Source organism: Streptomyces similanensis (assembly GCF_039543625.1).
GTDB classification, from domain to species: domain Bacteria; phylum Actinomycetota; class Actinomycetes; order Streptomycetales; family Streptomycetaceae; genus Streptomyces; species Streptomyces similanensis.
This window is the reverse complement of the sequence record NZ_BAABKC010000044.1, coordinates 298,472-315,180: the sequence shown is the minus strand read 5'-3', so window position 1 is coordinate 315,180 and position 16,709 is coordinate 298,472. Positions and strand designations below refer to the sequence as shown.

12 protein-coding genes are annotated in these 16,709 nt (G+C 74.6%); 6 read left to right on the top strand and 6 right to left on the bottom strand.

All coding sequences use genetic code 11. The features are described 5' to 3' along the window. Window positions 1–148: 148 nt before the first annotated feature. Both ABEB07_RS15585 and ABEB07_RS15580 read left to right on the top strand, forming a co-directional pair. The gene (locus tag ABEB07_RS15585) at window positions 149–5,143 is read left to right on the top strand and encodes a DNA repair ATPase (protein ID WP_345668863.1); all 4,995 of its coding nucleotides are present in this window, start codon (window positions 149–151) and stop codon (window positions 5,141–5,143) included. Next, on the top strand, window positions 5,140–5,301 hold the full coding sequence (locus ABEB07_RS15580) for a hypothetical protein (protein ID WP_176149809.1): 162 nt from the start codon (window positions 5,140–5,142) through the stop codon (window positions 5,299–5,301). Before ABEB07_RS15585 ends, ABEB07_RS15580 begins: the two co-directional genes overlap by 4 nt. A 34-nt stretch (window positions 5,302–5,335) precedes the next feature. Here ABEB07_RS15580 and ABEB07_RS15575 read toward each other — a convergent pair whose 3' ends face one another. The 5 genes from ABEB07_RS15575 to ABEB07_RS15555 form a co-directional block, all read right to left on the bottom strand. Continuing rightward, a complete protein-coding gene (locus ABEB07_RS15575) occupies window positions 5,336–6,232 on the bottom strand; it encodes a phosphatase PAP2 family protein (protein WP_345668862.1) in 897 nt (298 codons plus the stop codon). A 290-nt stretch (window positions 6,233–6,522) separates the two neighbouring features. Next, window positions 6,523–6,876, bottom strand: coding sequence for a helix-turn-helix domain-containing protein (locus ABEB07_RS15570; protein ID WP_164587061.1), 354 nt, complete (start codon window positions 6,874–6,876; stop codon window positions 6,523–6,525). A gap of 129 nt (window positions 6,877–7,005) precedes the next feature. Then, window positions 7,006–7,326 (bottom strand): SCO5918 family protein, encoded by a 321-nt coding sequence (locus ABEB07_RS15565; protein WP_176149810.1) that lies wholly within the window; start codon window positions 7,324–7,326, stop codon window positions 7,006–7,008. Window positions 7,327–7,488: 162 nt separating this feature from the next. Next, on the bottom strand, window positions 7,489–9,078 hold the full coding sequence (locus ABEB07_RS15560) for a DEAD/DEAH box helicase (protein WP_345668861.1): 1,590 nt from the start codon (window positions 9,076–9,078) through the stop codon (window positions 7,489–7,491). Between the two features lie 312 nt (window positions 9,079–9,390). Further along, the gene (locus ABEB07_RS15555) at window positions 9,391–9,594 is read right to left on the bottom strand and encodes a cold-shock protein (RefSeq protein ID WP_164587906.1); all 204 of its coding nucleotides are present in this window, start codon (window positions 9,592–9,594) and stop codon (window positions 9,391–9,393) included. A 404-nt stretch (window positions 9,595–9,998) separates the two neighbouring features. On the opposite strand from ABEB07_RS15555, the gene sigJ reads away from it, so the two are divergent. From sigJ to ABEB07_RS15535, 4 genes are all read left to right on the top strand, one after another. Beyond that, entirely contained in the window at window positions 9,999–10,943 is a 945-nt protein-coding gene (gene sigJ, locus ABEB07_RS15550) for an RNA polymerase sigma factor SigJ (RefSeq protein WP_345668860.1), read from the top strand. 101 nt (window positions 10,944–11,044) lie between these two features. Continuing rightward, the gene (locus ABEB07_RS15545; RefSeq protein ID WP_345668859.1) at window positions 11,045–12,316 is read left to right on the top strand and encodes an NAD(P)/FAD-dependent oxidoreductase; all 1,272 of its coding nucleotides are present in this window, start codon (window positions 11,045–11,047) and stop codon (window positions 12,314–12,316) included. 113 nt (window positions 12,317–12,429) lie between these two features. Further along, on the top strand, window positions 12,430–12,651 hold the full coding sequence (locus ABEB07_RS15540; protein WP_176149814.1) for a DUF4287 domain-containing protein: 222 nt from the start codon (window positions 12,430–12,432) through the stop codon (window positions 12,649–12,651). A gap of 223 nt (window positions 12,652–12,874) precedes the next feature. Continuing rightward, entirely contained in the window at window positions 12,875–16,012 is a 3,138-nt protein-coding gene (locus ABEB07_RS15535; RefSeq protein WP_345668858.1) for an FG-GAP-like repeat-containing protein, read from the top strand. Window positions 16,013–16,042: 30 nt separating this feature from the next. On the opposite strand, the gene ABEB07_RS15530 is transcribed toward ABEB07_RS15535, so the two are convergent. After that, a complete protein-coding gene (locus tag ABEB07_RS15530) occupies window positions 16,043–16,687 on the bottom strand; it encodes an SUKH-4 family immunity protein (RefSeq protein ID WP_345668857.1) in 645 nt (214 codons plus the stop codon). Window positions 16,688–16,709 lie beyond the last annotated feature (22 nt).

The window sequence follows — 16,709 nt, the reverse complement described above, 5'->3', positions numbered from 1 at the left end:
TCCGACTGTACGGGTCCGACCGTATGGGACTGACCGTACGGGTCCGACCGGTCGGGGTCCGGTCCGGCTGCCGCCACGGGGGTCGGCAGCGGTACCGGACCCCGCCCGGCGGTCCTCCCCAACCTCCTCACGAAGGGACGCACGATCCATGGCCACCGCCCTTCAGACGGGTTCGCACGACGCCGTGGACGACGGCACGTACGAGGTGCTGCGCGACCGGCTGACCGCCCAGGCCGCCGAACTCGCGCACAGCGCCGAGGCGTTGAACGCCCGTCGGGCGGCGGAGTTCGGTGCGGTCCGGCTCGACCTCACCGGCGCCGGCCGGCTGCGCACCGAGCACCCCTCCGTGCCCCGCGACGTCGTCGCCGTCGGCGGCCGGCTGCTGTTCGGCTACAACGGCGCCCACACCGGCGCCCGCCCGGACGTCCGGGTCGGCGACGTCCTCGCGCTCTACGACCGCGACCAGAACCGGCTGCCCGAGGACGCCGTGCCCGGCCTGCTCGACGACCCCGCCTTCCAGCGGGAGTTCGCCGCCCTGCACCGCTACTACCGGCAGGCCGCACTGCTGCGGCTGCACCTGCTGGAGGGCCGGCTGCTGGCCGTCTTCCGCACCGGCGACAAGGCCGACGACGTCCGCGCGCTGCGCTGGGACCTCACCGCCGACGGCCGCGCCGTCTTCCTCGACGCGCGCGGCGACCGCGACCACGTCCCGCCGCCCGCCCACGACTTCACCTGGACGCGGACCACCCGCGAGGACCACCGGCTCGGCCGGCACCCGCACGTCTGCGTCCAGGACGAGATCCACGTCTCCACCGTCGGCGGCACGCTGACCGTCAAGACGGAGGACGACACCGAGACCGGCGAGGGCATCCACAGCGAACCGGTGGACGAGCCGCTCCAGGCGCTCGCCGACGCCGACATCGCGTACGCCCGCGTCGGCCCGCTGCTCCTGCTGCGCGTCCGCCCCTACAAGGAGGACGCCGACCGCCACCTCGTCTTCAACACCCTCACCCGCACCGTCGTCCGCCTCGACGGCATCGGCCAGGGCTGCCGCCGCCTGCCCGAGGACCAGGGCATCGTCTTCGCCGGCGGCTACTGCCTGGCGACGGGGGCCCACAAGACGTACGAACTCGACACCACCGGGCTGGCGTTCGAGCGCGAGGTGCGCTCGCCGTACGGCGAGGACGTGCTGTACGCCTTCCACGCGCCCGCCGAGGGACGCGCGCTGCTGCTGTCGTACAACACCCTCCGCGAGGCGGTCGCCACCCCGCTGACCTGCCACGGCTGGGCGCTGTTCGACGACGGCGCGCTGCTGGCGCTGCGCGCCGACCCCGCGGGCGCCGCCGCCGAACCGGCCCGCGTGCACCCCCTCCAGCTGTGGACGTCGCCGTACGTCTCCGACACCCACGCCGCCGCCACCGCCGGCGCCGGACCCCTCGCCCGCGTCGGCAACGCCGACCTGGTGCGCGGCATCTCCGACTGCCTGTCGATCAGCCGCGCCGTCGCCGAGACCACGCCGACCGTAGAGGTGTACGAGGCGCTGGCCGCCGCCTGCGTCCGCACCGCCGACACCCACCACTGGCTCACCGACGCCGAGTTGGGCGAACTGGGCACCCCGCTGGCGGCCGTACGGGCCACCGCCGAACAGGTGCTGGCCGAGTTCCGCACCGTGCGGACGCTCACCCGGCAGGCCGCCGACGCGCTGGAGGAGGCGGCCGGAGCGCTCGCCGCGGTGGTGCGCCGGCTGCGCGGCGAGGCCCCGCGCGGCGCCGCCGCCTGGGTCGGCGGACTCACCGAACTGCGCGCGGCCCAGGGCCACTTGCTGAACCTGAAGGAGATGCGCCACGCCGACACCGCCCGCATCGACGAACTCGCCGGCCAGGCGGCGGACGACCTGGCGGCCTTCGGCAAGCGCGCCGTCGCCCACCTCGCCCGCGAGGACGCCTTCGCCGAGCACCGCGCGGAGGTCGAACAGCTCGTCGCCGACGCCGGGGCGATCGAGTCCGCGGCCGCCGCCGCACCGGTCACCGCCCGCCTGGACGAGCTGGCCGACGCGCTGCGCACGGTCACCGAGGTCGTCGCCGGGCTCGACATCGGCGACGCGACCGTCCGCACCTCCGTGCTGGAGCGGATCGCCGAGGTGCTCGGCGGCGTCAACCGCGCCCGCGCCCTGCTCGGCGCCCGCCGCCGTGAGCTGGCCGAACGGGAGGGCCGGGCCGAGTTCGCCGCCGAGTTCGCGCTGCTCGGACAGGCCGTCACCGGCGCCCTCGCGGCCGCCGACAGCCCCGAGGCGTGCGACGAACAGCTCTCCGGCGCGCTGGTGCGGCTGGAGAACCTGGAGTCCCGGTTCGCCGAGTTCGACGACTTCCTCGGTGAGCTGGCCGCCCAGCGCGTCGAGCTCCACGACGCCTTCGCCGCCCGCAAGCAGACCCTGCTGGACGCCCGCGCCCGCCGCGCCGAACAGCTCACGGCCGCCGCCGCGCGCATCCTCCAGACGGTCGCCCGGCGCGCGGCCACGCTCGCCGACGCCGACGCGGTCAGCACCTACTTCGCCTCCGACCCGATGGTCGCCAAGGTCCGCCGCACCGCCGGCGAACTGCGCGAACTCGGCGACCCGGTACGGGCAGAGGAGCTGGACGGCCGGCTCAAGGCCGCCCGCCAGGAGGCCGGCCGCGCCCTGCGCGACCGCACCGACCTGTACACCGACGGCGGCCGCACCATCCGCCTGGGCGCGCACCGCTTCGCCGTCACCGCCCAGCCCCTCGACCTCACCCTCGTCCCGGACGGCGACGGCCTCGCCTTCGCGCTCACCGGCACCGACTACCGCGCCCCGGTGGCCGACCCGGCCTTCACGGCGGCCGGCGCGCTGCGCGAGCGGACCCTGCCCTCCGAGTCGCCCGAGGTGTACCGCGCCGAGCACCTGGCCGCCCGGCTGCTGCGGGAGGTCGGCCCTGAGGCCCTGGCGGCCGCCGACGACCTGCCCGCCCTGGTCCGCCGGGCCGCGCAGGAGGCGTACGACGAGGGCTACGAGCGGGGCGTCCACGACCACGACGCCACGCTCGTCCTGACCGCGCTGCTGCCGCTGTACGAGCGGGCGGGCACGGAACGCCACGAACCCGCGGCCCGGGCGGCGGCCCAGCTGTTCTGGTCCCACGGCGCCACCGCGGCGGCGCGCACGGCCTGGACGCGCCGGGCCACCTCCCTCTCCCGCGCCCGCGACCTGTTCGGCCCGGGCACGACGAGCGCGGTCGCGGCACTGGAGACGGAGCTGGCGGAGGCGATCGGGGCGTGGACGGCGAGTACCGGGGGCCTTCCGGCGGCGCCGGACGCCATCGGGCTAGCGGACGACGCCGGGCTAGCGGGTGCCGACGGGCTGAAGGAGGCCGACCGACGCGCGGGCGCCGCCGCCGCGTACCTCTTCGAGGAGCTGACCTCCGGTCCCGACGGCTTCGTCGTCAGCGCCGCCACCCGCACGCTGCTCGACAAGTTCCGCCGCACGGTGGGCGGTTCGGCCTACGACGACGATCTCGCCGCGCTGGACGACCTGGCCGCCCGCCACCAGCTGGCCGCCGCCTGGCTGACCGCCTACGCGGACGCCACCGGCACCCCCCTCGCACCCGGCGACCTCGCCGAGGCGGTCGCCGCCGAACTCTGCCCGGACCTGCCCCGCCACGACTCCGACCTCATGCCGGTCACCGTCGCCGAGGGCCTGCTCGGCGCCCACCCGCGCGTCACCGGCCGCACCCTCCCGCTGCGGATCGACGAGTTCCTGGCCCGCACCCGCCGCTTCGCCGAGCACGACGTGCCCGCCTTCCGCGCCCACCTGCACCGGCGCACCGCCCTGGTCGCCGCCGAACGGGCCCGGCTGCGCCTGGACGAGCACCGGCCGCGCTCCATGGCGTCCTTCGTGCGCAACCGCCTCGTCGACGAGGTGTACCTGCCGCTGGTCGGCGACAGCCTGGCCCGCCAGATCGGCACCGCGGGCGAGACCAAGCGCACCGACACCGGCGGCCTGCTGCTGCTCCTGTCGCCGCCCGGCTACGGCAAGACGACGCTGATGGAGTACGTCGCCGACCGCCTCGGCCTGATGATGGTGCGGGTCAGCGGCCCGGCCCTCGGGCACGCGGTCACCTCGCTCGACCCGGCCGAGGCCCCGAACGCCACCGCCCGCCAGGAGATCGAGAAGATCAACTTCGCGCTGGCGGCCGGCAACAACACCCTGCTCCACCTGGACGACATCCAGCACACCGCGCCGGAACTGCTCCAGAAGTTCATCCCGCTGTGCGACGCCACCCGCCGCGTCGACGGCGTGTGGAACGGCGCGCCGCGCACCTACGACCTGCGCGGCAAGCGCTTCGCGGTGTGCATGACCGGCAACCCCTACACCGAGTCCGGCGACCGCTTCCGCGTCCCCGACATGCTCGCCAACCGGGCCGACGTGTGGAACCTCGGCGACGTCCTCACCGGCAAGGAGGACGCCTTCGCGCTCAGCTTCCTGGAGAACGCGCTCACCTCCCACCCGGTGCTCGCGCCGCTGGCCGGCCGCGACCGGGGCGACCTGGAGCTGCTGGTCCGCCTCGCCGAGGGCGACCCGGCGGCCCGCGCCGACCGCCTCACCCACCCCTACGACCCCGCCGAACTGGAGCAGATCACCGCCGTACTGCGCCATCTGCTGGCCGCGCGGGAGACGGTCCTCGCGGTCAACGCCGCCTACATCGCCTCCGCCGCCCAGACGGACGCGACCCGCACCGAGCCGCCGTTCCGCCTCCAGGGCTCCTACCGCACCATGAACCGGATCGCCCAGCGGATCCGGCCCGTCATGAACGGCGCCGAACTGGCCGCCGTGCTCGACGACCACTTCACCGCCGAGGCCCAGACCCTCACCACCGGCGCCGAGGCCAACCTGCTGAAACTCGCCGAACTGCGCGGCACGCTCACCGCCGGGCAGGCCGGGCGCTGGGCCGAGCTGAAGGCCGCGCACACCCGCGCCCAGGCCCTCGGCGGCCCCGCCGACGACCCGCTCACCCGCGCCACCAACGCCCTCGCGCTGCTGGCCGACCGCATGTCCGCCATCGAGGCGGCCATCACCGGCGCCCGGGACCCGAGGACGCCCCGGCACCGCGCCGACGGGGAGGGACGGTGACGGAGGTGACCGCCGCGACGGTCGGGCTGACGCCCTTCCTGGTCCCGCTGGCCTCCGCGACGCTTCTCGTGACGGCCGGCACCTGGGTCCTGGTCCGCCGCGACCGCCGGCTCAGGGCGCACACCCTGCGCGGCGGGCCGCCCGGCGGGGAGGACTGAGCCAGGACCCGCCCGCCGCCCCGGCCCTGCGGCCCTACCGCCACTCGGGCGCGCGCCCGGCGTTCCGTCCGTCGGCGTACTGCGGGGGCTCGGCGTACTGCGGGGGCTGCGGGTGCTGCGTGTACTGAGGGTGCTGCGCGTACTCGGGGTGCTGGGTGTACCCGGGGTGCTGCGCGGGGCGCGGTGCGGTGTGTCCGGCGGCCTGACGCGGGATGCGGCCGAGTTCCATCGTGCGGTCCATGGCGTCCAGGTCGGGCGCCGGCGCGGCGGTGTGCCGGGCGGGCGGCGCCGCGGTGAGCTGGGCGCGCGGCGCCGCGGTGAGCAGCGGGCGCAGCGCGCCGTCGCCCAGCCGCGACACCAGCGGCCGGCAGAACCGGCGGGCGGCGAGCACCACGATCAGCGACACCACGGTCCCGACCAGGGCGCCGACGCCCACGTCGTGCGGGTAGTGGGCGCCGACGTACACCCGGGAGGCGCCCATCGCGACGGCGGCGAGCAGCGCGACCGAGCCCAGCCACCGGTTGACCAGGAACAGCGCCGCCACGAAGGCGAAGGCGACGGTGGTGTGGTTGCTGGGGAAGGCGTAGTCGTCCACCGGCGGGCACGCCTCGATGAGGAAGTCGTGCGGGAGGGCACGGCAGGGGCGGGGCTCCTGGAAGACGTCCTTGATCGCGGTGTTGGCGGCATACGCGATGATCACGGCGAACGGCGTGGCCAGCACCGTGGTCATCGCTGTGTTCCCCGCCCGCCGCGCCCGCCACCAGGCGGCGAGCAGGATCAGCACGAAGACGCCCATGCCGACGGAGGAGTACGCCGCCGCCGTCCCGTTCAGCCAGTGCGTGTGGCGGGCGAAGTCGGTGACGTCGGTGTAGAGGCCGCCGTCGATGGACGCGCCGTCGAGCGCAAGCGCGGGCGGGGAGGAAGTCGTCATCAGGTGCATCTCCGGGGCCGGGTCTCAGGTGCGGGAGCGCTGCGCGGGAACGCTCGTGGACGCAGAGGTGGAATCCTCGTGAAGTCAGTCTGTCCTATGGATGAACGTCTACAGGTTGGTAGACGGTAGCAGCCGCCTCCGTGGTTGCCGGGCGGTCCGGGAGGAGACGGGGGTCACGAGGACGCGGCGCAGGCGCGGGCAGGACAGCGGACAGGGCGGGTCCGATGACCCGCCCTGTGCAGAGGCCGTGAGGCCCCGCCGTACTCAGTTGCCGTGAGGCCCCGCCGTGTTCAGCCGCCGGACGGTGAGGTCGCGTCGTCGGCCGGTCGGCCCGCGGCGCGGCGGTACTCCGCGTTGATGCGCTGGGCCTCTTCCAGCTGGTCCTCAAGGATGACGATGCGGCAGGCGGCCTCGATCGGGGTGCCCTTGTCGACGAGTTCGCGGGCCCGGGCGGCGATGCGCAGCTGGTAGCGGGAGTACCGGCGGTGGCCGCCCTCGGAGCGGAGCGGAGTGATCAGGCGGGCCTCGCCGAGGGCGCGCAGGAAGCCCGGCGTGGTGCCGAGCATCTCGGCGGCCCGGCCGATCGTGTACGCGGGATAGTCGTCGTCGTCCAGTCGATCGCTGAGCGGATTGCCTGCTGTCATGTCACCTCGTTGCCCCGACGCGTCACAGGGCCCCGGCGCCGTACGGCACCAGGGCCCCGAGGGGAATTCAACACCATGCGTCGATCGGGCCGGGCGGGGAGGCGGCGGGCCTCCCCGGCCCCGAGCGGCTCAGGCGTCGGCGGCGCCCGGCCCGCCGAGCAGTTCCGACGCCGTCTGGAGCGGCGTCGGCGCGGGTGCGGCGGCGGCCTCGGCGTCGGGGTGCGGGTGGCAGGTGAAGCCGAGGCGGGTCATGGCCCGGATGACCTCGCCGCCGGAGAAGTCGCGGCGGTCCTGCCGGGTGATGACCTCGCCCACCTGCTTGACGGGGTAGCGGCGGCGGCCGATCGTCACGGACTCGGCCGTCACGGCCTCGGGCTTGACGCCCTTCATCGAGGCCAGCACCCCGTCCTTGGTCAGCTCGAACGGGTACCGGGCGATGACACAGCGCATGGTGCCTCACAGGGGGAGAGGGGAAGGGGACGACAGCAGTACGGGGGAAGATCCGGGCGGCCGGGGAAGGCCGGGAGCGGGGGCCGGCCGGCGGCCGGCGCCTGTCGCGACCGGCCGGCGGCCGGAACGGAGCACGTGCCGGGGCCGGCCCGGGCGGCCGGACTAGGCGGCGGGGCTGACGCCGCCCTCGCGCCGTCCGCCGCGCCGGGCCGCGTCACCGGTGGACCGGTTGCGCCCCGCGCCGCCGCGGCGACCGCGGGCCGAGGAGGGCTTGGCACGGCGCTGGGGGCGTTCCGCGACCGGCTCCGCGATGATCACCGGGACGCCGGACGGAGCCTGGGCGCCGGTGATGCGGTTCAGCTCGCTGTCGCCCGCGCGCACCGGGGTGATCCGCGGTGTGATGCCGGCCGAGGCCATCAGCCGGCTCATGGCGCGGCGCTGGTCGGGGGTGACCAGGGTGACCACGCTGCCGGACTCGCCGGCCCGGGCGGTACGGCCGCCGCGGTGCAGGTAGTCCTTGTGGTCGATGGGCGGATCGACGTTGACGACCAGGTCGAGGTTGTCGACGTGGATGCCGCGCGCCGCGACGTTGGTCGCCACCAGCACCGTCACCTGCCCGCTCTTGAACTGGGCGAGGGTGCGGTTGCGCTGCGGCTGGGACTTGCCGCCGTGCAGTCCGGCCGCGCGGACGCCGCTCTTCAGCAGGTGCTTGGTCAGCCGGTCCACCGCGTGCTTGGTGTCCAGGAACATGATCACCCGGCCGTCGCGCGCCGCGATCTCGGTGGTCGTCTGGTGCTTGTCCGTGTCGTGCACGTGGAGCACGTGGTGTTCCATCGTGGTGACGGCGCCCGCCGAGGGGTCGACGGAGTGCACCACCGGGTCGTTCAGGTAGCGGCGCACCAGCAGGTCGATGTTGCGGTCCAGGGTGGCGGAGAACAGCAGTCGCTGCCCGCCGGGCTTCACCTGGTCGAGCAGGGCGGTGACCTGGGGCATGAAGCCCATGTCGGCCATCTGGTCGGCCTCGTCCAGCACGGTGGTCTCGACGTCGTCCAGCCGGCAGTCGCCGCGGTCGATGAGGTCCTTGAGCCGGCCCGGCGTCGCCACGACGACCTCCGCGCCCCCGCGCAGCGCACTGGCCTGCCGGCCGATGGACATCCCGCCGACCACGGTGGCCGCGCGCAGCCCGACGGCGCGGGCGTACGGGGTGAGCGCGTCGGTGACCTGCTGGGCCAGCTCGCGGGTCGGCACCAGGACGAGGGCGAGCGGCTGCCGGGGCTCGGCGCGCCGGCCGGCCGTACGGGCCAGGAGGGCGAGGCCGAAGGCGAGGGTCTTGCCGGACCCGGTGCGGCCGCGGCCGAGCACGTCACGGCCGGCCAGGGAGTTGGGCAGGGTGGCCGCCTGGATCGGGAACGGCTCGGTCACGCCCTCCCGGTCGAGGGCGGCCAGCAGCCGTTCCGGCAGGTCGAGTTCGGCGAACGAGGCGACCGCGGGCAGGGCCGGCGTGACCGTCTTCGGCAGCGCGAACTCGGCCGGCGCCGCGGCCGGCCGTCCGCCGCCGGAGCCCTGGGTGCGGCGCGGTCGGCGCGACCCACCGGAGCGGCTGCCGCCCGAGCCACCCGTGCCGCCGGAGCCGCCGGAGCGACCCGAGCCGCCGGAGCGGCCGAAGCCGGAGCCGCCCGAGCCCGAGTTGCCGGAGCCGGTGCCGCCGGAGCCGGCGAAGGAGCGGCCGGTGCGGGTGCGATGACGATTCATACGGAACCTTCCTTGATGCGACACGTATCCGCGACACGTATCAAGGAATTCCCGCAGCCAATCGAGCGGCGCAGAGAATCGCGAGAACGGGCCGAAGAGCGATGAGGCAGTGAAAAGACGAACGGTGGAACTAGAAACGACGAACGGTGGAACGGAGAACGGCGGAACGCCGAACGGAAAGCGGGGGAACGGCCCGGCGGCTGCCGGGGCGCCGTCCGGGCGCACGCGCTCCCTCGGAAACGCAGCGAGCTGGGGCCCGCACCCCACGGTGCGGGCCCCAGCTGCGAAAGTACGCGTCTGCGCCGATGAGCGTCAGGCGGGGACGATGTTCTCGGCCGTCGGGCCCTTCTGACCCTGACCGATGTCGAACGTCACCTTCTGGCCCTCAAGGAGCTCGCGGAAGCCCTGGGTGGCGATGTTCGAGTAGTGGGCGAAGACGTCGGGGCCGCCGCCGTCCTGCTCGATGAAGCCGAAGCCCTTTTCCGAGTTGAACCACTTCACGGTGCCGCTGGCCATGTTTTTCTCCTTCGGGACGGTGCTCGGAGTTCGCCCTGTGCGGACTCCGGTCGCCGAGATGATCAGCCCGTCGGAAAAACGTCCAGGCAACCACTACTGCAACTGGCACCGACACTAACACGTCCGCCTCGCCCGTGCGTGATGATTAATTACGCTCCGTCGACCGGACCGGGAATATTCTGTGCGCGCCGCGTTGATTTCTTACCTCGCGACCACAGATATTGCTCCGCCCGCACCGCAGTGTCACCGCCGGGCGGGCCCGGCCGCACCGCCCTGACCTCCCACGACGCCCGTCGCGACGGCGACCGTCCCTCGCCCGGCGGCCAGGGCGCGGCCACCCGCCCCGGACCCGTACCGAGAGGAACACCACACCGCCCGAACAGCGCACCGCTAGGATCCGGGCCATGGCCCTGACCGCGCACGACGTTGACCGGTTCGAGGCGTCCCGGCCCCGCCTGGCGGCCCTCGCCTACCGTCTCCTCGGCTCCGCGAGCGAGGCCGAGGACGCCGTGCAGGAAACCTTTCTGCGCTGGCAGGCGGCGGACATCGGCCGCGTCGAGGTGCCCGAGGCGTGGCTGACGAAGGTCCTCACCAACCTGTGCCTGAACCAGCTCACCTCAGCCCGCGCGCGGCGCGAGACGTACGTGGGCCAGTGGCTGCCCGAACCGCTGCTGGCCGGCGACCCGATGCTCGGCCCCGCCGACCGCGCCGAACAGCGCGAGTCGGTCTCGTACGCGGTCATGGCCGTACTGGAGCGCCTCTCGCCGGGCGAGCGGGCGGTGTACGTGCTGCGGGAGGCGTTCGACTACCCGCACCGGGAGATCGCCGCCGTCCTCGACATCAGCGAGGCCGCCAGCCAGCAGACCTTCCACCGGGCCAAGAAGCACGTCGCGCAGGGCAGGACGCGTACCGAGATCGACGAGGCCGCCGCCCGGCGGATCGTCGAGGAGTTCCTCGCGGCGGCCACCAGCGGCCGCACCGAACCGCTCGTCGCGCTGCTCACCCGGGACGCGTTCGCCGTCGGCGACGGCGGCGGCAAGGTGCCGGCCCGCGCCAAGGCGTTCGAAGGCGCCCTCGCGGTCGCGAAGTTCATGCGCGGCCTGTTCAAGCCCGGCAAGGCCAAGCAGGCCCTGGTCGGCGGCGTCCCCGAGGTCTACGCCACGACCGCCAACGGCGACCCCGCCGTGGTGGCGGTCGTCGACGGCCGGGTCGTCGGGGTGATCTGCCTGGAGGTCGTACCCGGGGGAATCGCCGCGTTCCGCAGCCAGGTCAACCCCGACAAGCTCGACCGCGCGACCCGCCGGTGGGCGGCCGCCGACCACGGGGAGCCGCTGTTCCGCGCGTTCTGACCCTCCCGCGCTCATGTGACGTGCTTCACACCGCACTCCTGTCAGGAAACGGCGGGCCGCCCGGTTCAAGGGGCGAACCCGCTCAAGACAGGAGCCAGGAGATGCAGAAGCACCGGATCATCGTCCTCGGAGCCGGATACACCGGAGCCGGCGCCGCCGGCCGCCTCGCCAGGCGGCTGCGCGGCGACGGCGTCTCCCTCACCCTCGTCAACGCCGAACCCGACTTCGTCGAGCGCGTCCGGATGCACCAGCTGGCGGCCGGCCAGGACCTCAGGCCCCGGCCCCTCACCGAGATGTTCGCGGGCACCGGCGTCGCCCTGCGGATCGCGAGGGTCACCGGCGTCGACGCCGACCGCAGGACGGTCACCGTCACCGCCCCCCACACGGCCACCGAGGCCCCCGCTGCCACCGAGGCCACCGAGGCCACCGAGGCCACCGAGGAGCTGGAGTACGACACCCTCGTCTACGCCCTCGGCAGCGGCTGGAACGGCCAGGACGTCCCGGGCGCCGCCGAGCACGCCCACGAGATCGCCGGCCGCGCCGGCGCGCTGCGGCTGCGCGAGCGCCTGGCCGCCCTGGGCGCCGGGGAACAGGTGCTCGTGGTCGGCGGCGGCCTCACCGGCGTGGAGGCCGCGACCGAGATCGCCGAGACCCGCCCGGACCTGTCCGTCGCCCTCGCCGCGCGCGGCGGCCTCGGCGACTGGCTCTCGCCCAAGGCCGTCCGCCACCTGCGCGCGGTCCTCGACGGGCTCGGCATCACGGTGTACGAGGAGACCGACGTCGCCGCCGTGGCGGCCGACCACGTGACCACCGCCGACGGGACCGTCCTGCCGGCCGCGGTCACCTTGTGGACCACCGGCTTCGCCGTCCACCCGATCGCCCGCGCGACCACCCTGGAACTCGCCGACACGGGCCAGATCGTGGTCGACGACACGATGCGCTCGCTCTCCCACCCGGACGTGTACGTCATCGGCGACGCGGCCAGGGCGACGGGCCCCGGCGGCAAGCCGCTGCGGATGTCGTGCGCCTCGGGCGTCCCCGCCGCCTGGCAGGCCGCCGACGCCATCGCGGCCCGCCTGACCGGCGGCAAGCTCCCGAAGGCGTCGGTGCGCTACTTCAACCAGTGCGTCTCGCTGGGCCGCCGGGAGGGCCTGATCCAGTACGTCACCGCCGACGACCGCGCCGTCCGCGCCGCCCTGACCGGCCGCTTCGCCGCCGTCTACAAGGAACTGGTCTGCAAGGGCGCGGCCTGGGGCGTCGCCCACCCCACCCTCGGCCTGCCGACCCGCCGCCGCCCGGTCGTCGCGCACCGGCCGCCGCGGTCGGCGCAGCCCTCCGGGCCGGCCCCGGCGACGGAGACATCGGCGGCCTGACGCCGGCCACCGATGAGTTTTCGAACGCCCTCCGGTCCTACCCCCTGACACCGCGAAAGCCCGGGCGGCGTCTCCCCCCGAGCCCGGGCGCCCACACCAGGAAGGCCACCACCATGACCGCGACCTCCTCCGCCCCCAAGGGCCCGGCCAGCTACTTCCCCGCCATCGAGAAGAAGTACGGCCGCCCGATAGCGGAATGGAAGACCCTGATCCGCAGCTCGCCGCTGGTCAAGCACATGGAGCTGGTCGCCTGGCTGAAGACGGAGCACGCGATGGGTCACGGTCACGCCAACGCCCTGGTCGCCCACACCCTGGCGGAGCCGAAGGGGGAGTGACCCGCGGCGGACTCCGGCCCGGCCCGGGCCGTCACCCGGCCCGGGCCCGCCGCGCGATCTCCGTCCCCAACTCGCCTTGAAACTACTGGGCTTGCTGTTATATTCGGGCAGCTGTGCACGGGGGGCGGCCGGGGGGCCGGGCACTTTTCGCAGTCGTCGACGCACGCCTGACCGGCGTCGCCATCCCGTCACGCCTTTTCCTTGAGAGGCCCAGGAGGCGACGATGGCCCGTCGTACCACCGCCCGTTGTGTCGTCGCCGCGCTGGCCGTCCTGACCGTGACGGCCGGTTCCGGCTCGCTCGCGGTCGGCGCCGACGCGGAGACCGCTGTGGGCGCCAAGCCCGCCCAGAACGCCCAGAACTCCCGGAACGCCGTGGCGAGCACCGCCTTCGCGGCGGAGAAGGTCTTCCAGGCCGACCGCTACACCCCGCGCGCCGACCGCATCCACTCCGCGGGCGCCACCGGCTACCTGCACTTCCAGGAAGGCCGTTCCGGCTACCTGTGGACGTCGTACGCCACCGGCGCGACGACCGAGCTGGGCGACCTGCCCCCGTCCGCGATCCCCTCCTACCTGGGGGCGTCGTCCGACATCGTGGCCGACGCCGTCTCGCGCACCGGGACGGTCGTCCTCAAGGACATGTCCACCGGCGCCTCCACCGAGGTCACCCTCACCCACGGCATGTACTGGGGCGCCTACGGCGGCCATGTGCTGAGCCAGGCCGGTACCGACGGCGGCAGCCGCGTGCTGTGGCTGTACGGCGACGGCGCGCCCGCCGAGGGAACCCTCGTCGAGGGCTGGCCGGCCGGGATCAAGTCGAACTTCGAGGTGCTGGGCGGCGACAGCGGCACCGCCGTCGTCAGCTACGGGCTGGCGAACGGTGAGCGGCACCTGGTCCTGGTGGACCTGGCCGCCGCGAAGGTCACCGGCGACGTGACCGTGCCCGTCGCCCCGACCTCCGTCGCCCTGAGCGCGGACCGGCTGGTCTGGTTCCGTACGAGGTACGGCGTGGGCGGCACGGCGGCGCACGTCCTGGACCGCGCCGACCTGTCCGCCCCCGAGACCACGGTGCTCCTGCCCGGGACCGAGCGGGGCACCCCGTCCGTCGGCATCGCCGGACGCTGGCTGGTGGTGGCCCGCTCCGTGCCGCCCCTGGAGTCCGACGGCGCCGACAAGTCGGGCGAGCCGCTCATGGCCGTCCCCCTCACCGGCGGCGAGGCGGTCACCGTGCTGCGGCACGCGAACACCTCCCTGGTCGCGGCGCCGGACGGCGGCCTGCTGGCCGTCGGCGGCGCCGACGCCGGGCACTGGGCGGTGCGCGGGATCTCCGACCCGGGGACGGGCGCCCCGACGGCGACCGAGCTGACCGCCGTTCCGGCGGTGGCGGCGCGGATCGACCGGCTGTCGCTGGAGAACGGCACGCTGGCCACCGACGAGGCCGACAGCGGCTTCCTGGGCTCCTCCGTCACCACCCGGCGGATCGCCGCCGACGGAACACCGGACGCGCCGGCCGGGCAGACCTGGAGCCTCGGCCACCGGACCGGCCCGTACACGACCGGCGACGGACGGGTGGTGGCGTTCACCGCCGGCGCCAACCCCGACGGCAGCGGATCGTACGTCCAGTCCCTCAGCGGCGACGCCGTCTTCTACCTGCCCTCGGCCACCGGATCGATCCTCGACGTCACCGGCCGCTACGCCGTCGTCGACGGTGACTCCCCGGCCAAGCAGTACGTCGGCGACCTCGGCGGCTCCTCCGGCGGCGAGCCCGTCGTCACCCGACCGGTGACGGCCGCCTCCGTCTGGGGCACCAGGCTGTGGACGCCGGGCTCCGGCGCCGGTGTGCTCACCGCGAAGGACCTGAAGACGGGCAAGACCGTCGACACCGTCGCGACCGACGCCCCGTGCACCCCCTCGGACCTCCAGGCGGTGGGCCGCTGGATCTACTGGGCGTGCGGCCCGACCGGGAAGGCCGGCGTCTGGGACCGTACGGCGAAGAAGAACATCGCCGTCCCGGGCGGGCAGGCGCTGCTCGGCGACGGCTACCTCGTACGGCAGGACACCGCGGCCGGGGCGCTCCTGCTCACCGCCTTCGCCGGCGGCGCCCCGACCACCCGGAAGATCGGCGACCTCGTCCCCGGCGACCCCAGCCTGCCGGGGGTGACCTGGACCGTGGACAAGTTCGGCGGGCCCGTGGCCTACGTGGACGCGGACCACCGCATCCACCTGGTGCCCAGCGGCGTCGCCACCCAGCCGCTGGGCGTCGTCGAGTCCGAGGCGAGCGACCAGTCCTCGCAGAACGGCCCGGCCACCGGCCCGTGGTGGCAGTGGCGCGGCCTGCTCTCCAAGCCCGCCGCCTCCTGGACCGCCACGCTCACCAGCAAGACCACCGGCGCCACGGTCCGTACGCTCTCCGGCGGCGCGGTGTCCGGCGACCTGACGGCACGCTGGGACGAGCGCGACACCAAGGGCGCGCTGGTGCCCGACGGCGCCTACACCTTCCGGCTGACGGCCACCCCGGCCGACGGCTCGGGCCCGGCGGCGACGGTGACGCAGACGGTACGGGTGACCGAAGGGGCCGCGGTACGGCGTGACTTCACCGACGGCGCCACCTGGGCGCCCGACGGTACGGGCGACCTGCTGGCCCTCACCTCCTCCGGCGAGGTGAGCTACCGGCCGGGCGACGGGACGGGCGGCCTCGGCAAGAGCATGCCGGCCTCGGGCTGGCCCTCCTCCGTGACGCTGATCCCCTTCGGCGACCTCGACGGCGACCGCCGCAACGACGTCCTCGTCCGGTTCGGCGACGGCGAACTGCGGGTGTACCGCACGATGCTCGGCCGGCCGTTCCTCACGAGCACCCCGCACCTCACCCTGGGCAAGGGCTGGAACCAGTACGACGTGCTGACCTCGCCCGGGGACGTCACGGGTGACGGGCTCGCGGACCTGATCGCGCGCAACGCCTCGACGGGCGAGCTGTTCCTCTACCAGGGCACGAGCGCCGGCAAGCTGGCGGCGCGGGTCCGGCTCGCGGGGAACTGGTCGGGCTACAAGAAGATCTTGGGCGCCGGTGACCTGAACGGCGACGGCCGCGGCGACCTCCTGGCCCAGGACCGCTCCAACACCCTGTGGCGCTACGACGGCACCGGCGCCGGCGTCTTCAAGGCCCGCGTGAAGGTGGCCACCGGCTGGGGCGCGTCGTACGACGCCGTCGTCGGCGTCGGCGACCTCACCGGCGACGGCAGGGCGGACCTCGTCGCCCGCGACACATCCGGCGTCCTGTGGCGCACCGACGGCGACGGCAAGGGCTCGATCCGCGCCCGCGCGAGGATCGGCGCCGGCTGGCAGATGTACAAGGGTCTGTTCTGACCCCGCCGGGGCCGCTCGGTCACCGCTCGGTCACCCGTAGAGCGAGCGGCCCCCGGGGCTGTCGCCCGTGAAGCGCTGGCCCATGGCGATCTCGTCGCCCACCACCGACCAGACGGTCTCGTCGTCCTCGAAGGGCAGCGGGTCGACGTCGCCCGTCTCCGTGCGGATCCGGTCGACCTCGCCCTCCAGGCGCTCGAAGTCGGCCTCCTCGTCGGCCTCGTCGCCGCTGAAGACGAACGCGTCGAGCAGCCGCTGGAACCGGAGGGTCACCTGGACGAGGGAGGAGACGTCCGTGTGCAGCCGCCGCACGCTCTCCTCGTCCGGGTCGAAGGCGTACACCCCGCCGGAACCGGGGTCGAGCGCGAGGTGCGCGTTGAGCAGCCAGCCGACGACCGGCCAGTCGCCCGCGTCCGCCGCCGTGCCCTCGAAGTCCTCGACGTCCTCGAAGTCCTCGACGTCCTCGACGCGCACGACGTCCCGGACGAGCGGCAGCAGGCCGTCGTCCTCGTCGGGCCGGCGCAGGTCGAGCGTCCCGGTGGGGACGCCGACGTTCTGGAGGAGGCGGGCGCCCTCGGTGTCCGCCGCGGCGGCCGGGAAGGCGGCGGCGGGCACGGTCGCGATCCGGTCCTCGCCGAAGAGGTCGACGAGTTCGCCGCGGGTGACGTCGAAAAGCACTTCCACAACTCCGGACTCGGCG

Coding starts and splice junctions, on each gene's coding strand:
- ABEB07_RS15585 (WP_345668863.1), top strand. CDS start 149: ATGGCCACCGCCCTTCAGACGGGTTCGCACGACGCCGTGGACGACGGC.
- ABEB07_RS15575 (WP_345668862.1), bottom strand. CDS start 6,232: ATGACGACTTCCTCCCCGCCCGCGCTTGCGCTCGACGGCGCGTCCATC.
- ABEB07_RS15570 (WP_164587061.1), bottom strand. CDS start 6,876: ATGACAGCAGGCAATCCGCTCAGCGATCGACTGGACGACGACGACTAT.
- ABEB07_RS15565 (WP_176149810.1), bottom strand. CDS start 7,326: ATGCGCTGTGTCATCGCCCGGTACCCGTTCGAGCTGACCAAGGACGGG.
- ABEB07_RS15560 (WP_345668861.1), bottom strand. CDS start 9,078: ATGAATCGTCATCGCACCCGCACCGGCCGCTCCTTCGCCGGCTCCGGC.
- ABEB07_RS15555 (WP_164587906.1), bottom strand. CDS start 9,594: ATGGCCAGCGGCACCGTGAAGTGGTTCAACTCGGAAAAGGGCTTCGGC.
- sigJ (WP_345668860.1), top strand. CDS start 9,999: ATGGCCCTGACCGCGCACGACGTTGACCGGTTCGAGGCGTCCCGGCCC.
- ABEB07_RS15545 (WP_345668859.1), top strand. CDS start 11,045: ATGCAGAAGCACCGGATCATCGTCCTCGGAGCCGGATACACCGGAGCC.
- ABEB07_RS15540 (WP_176149814.1), top strand. CDS start 12,430: ATGACCGCGACCTCCTCCGCCCCCAAGGGCCCGGCCAGCTACTTCCCC.
- ABEB07_RS15535 (WP_345668858.1), top strand. CDS start 12,875: ATGGCCCGTCGTACCACCGCCCGTTGTGTCGTCGCCGCGCTGGCCGTC.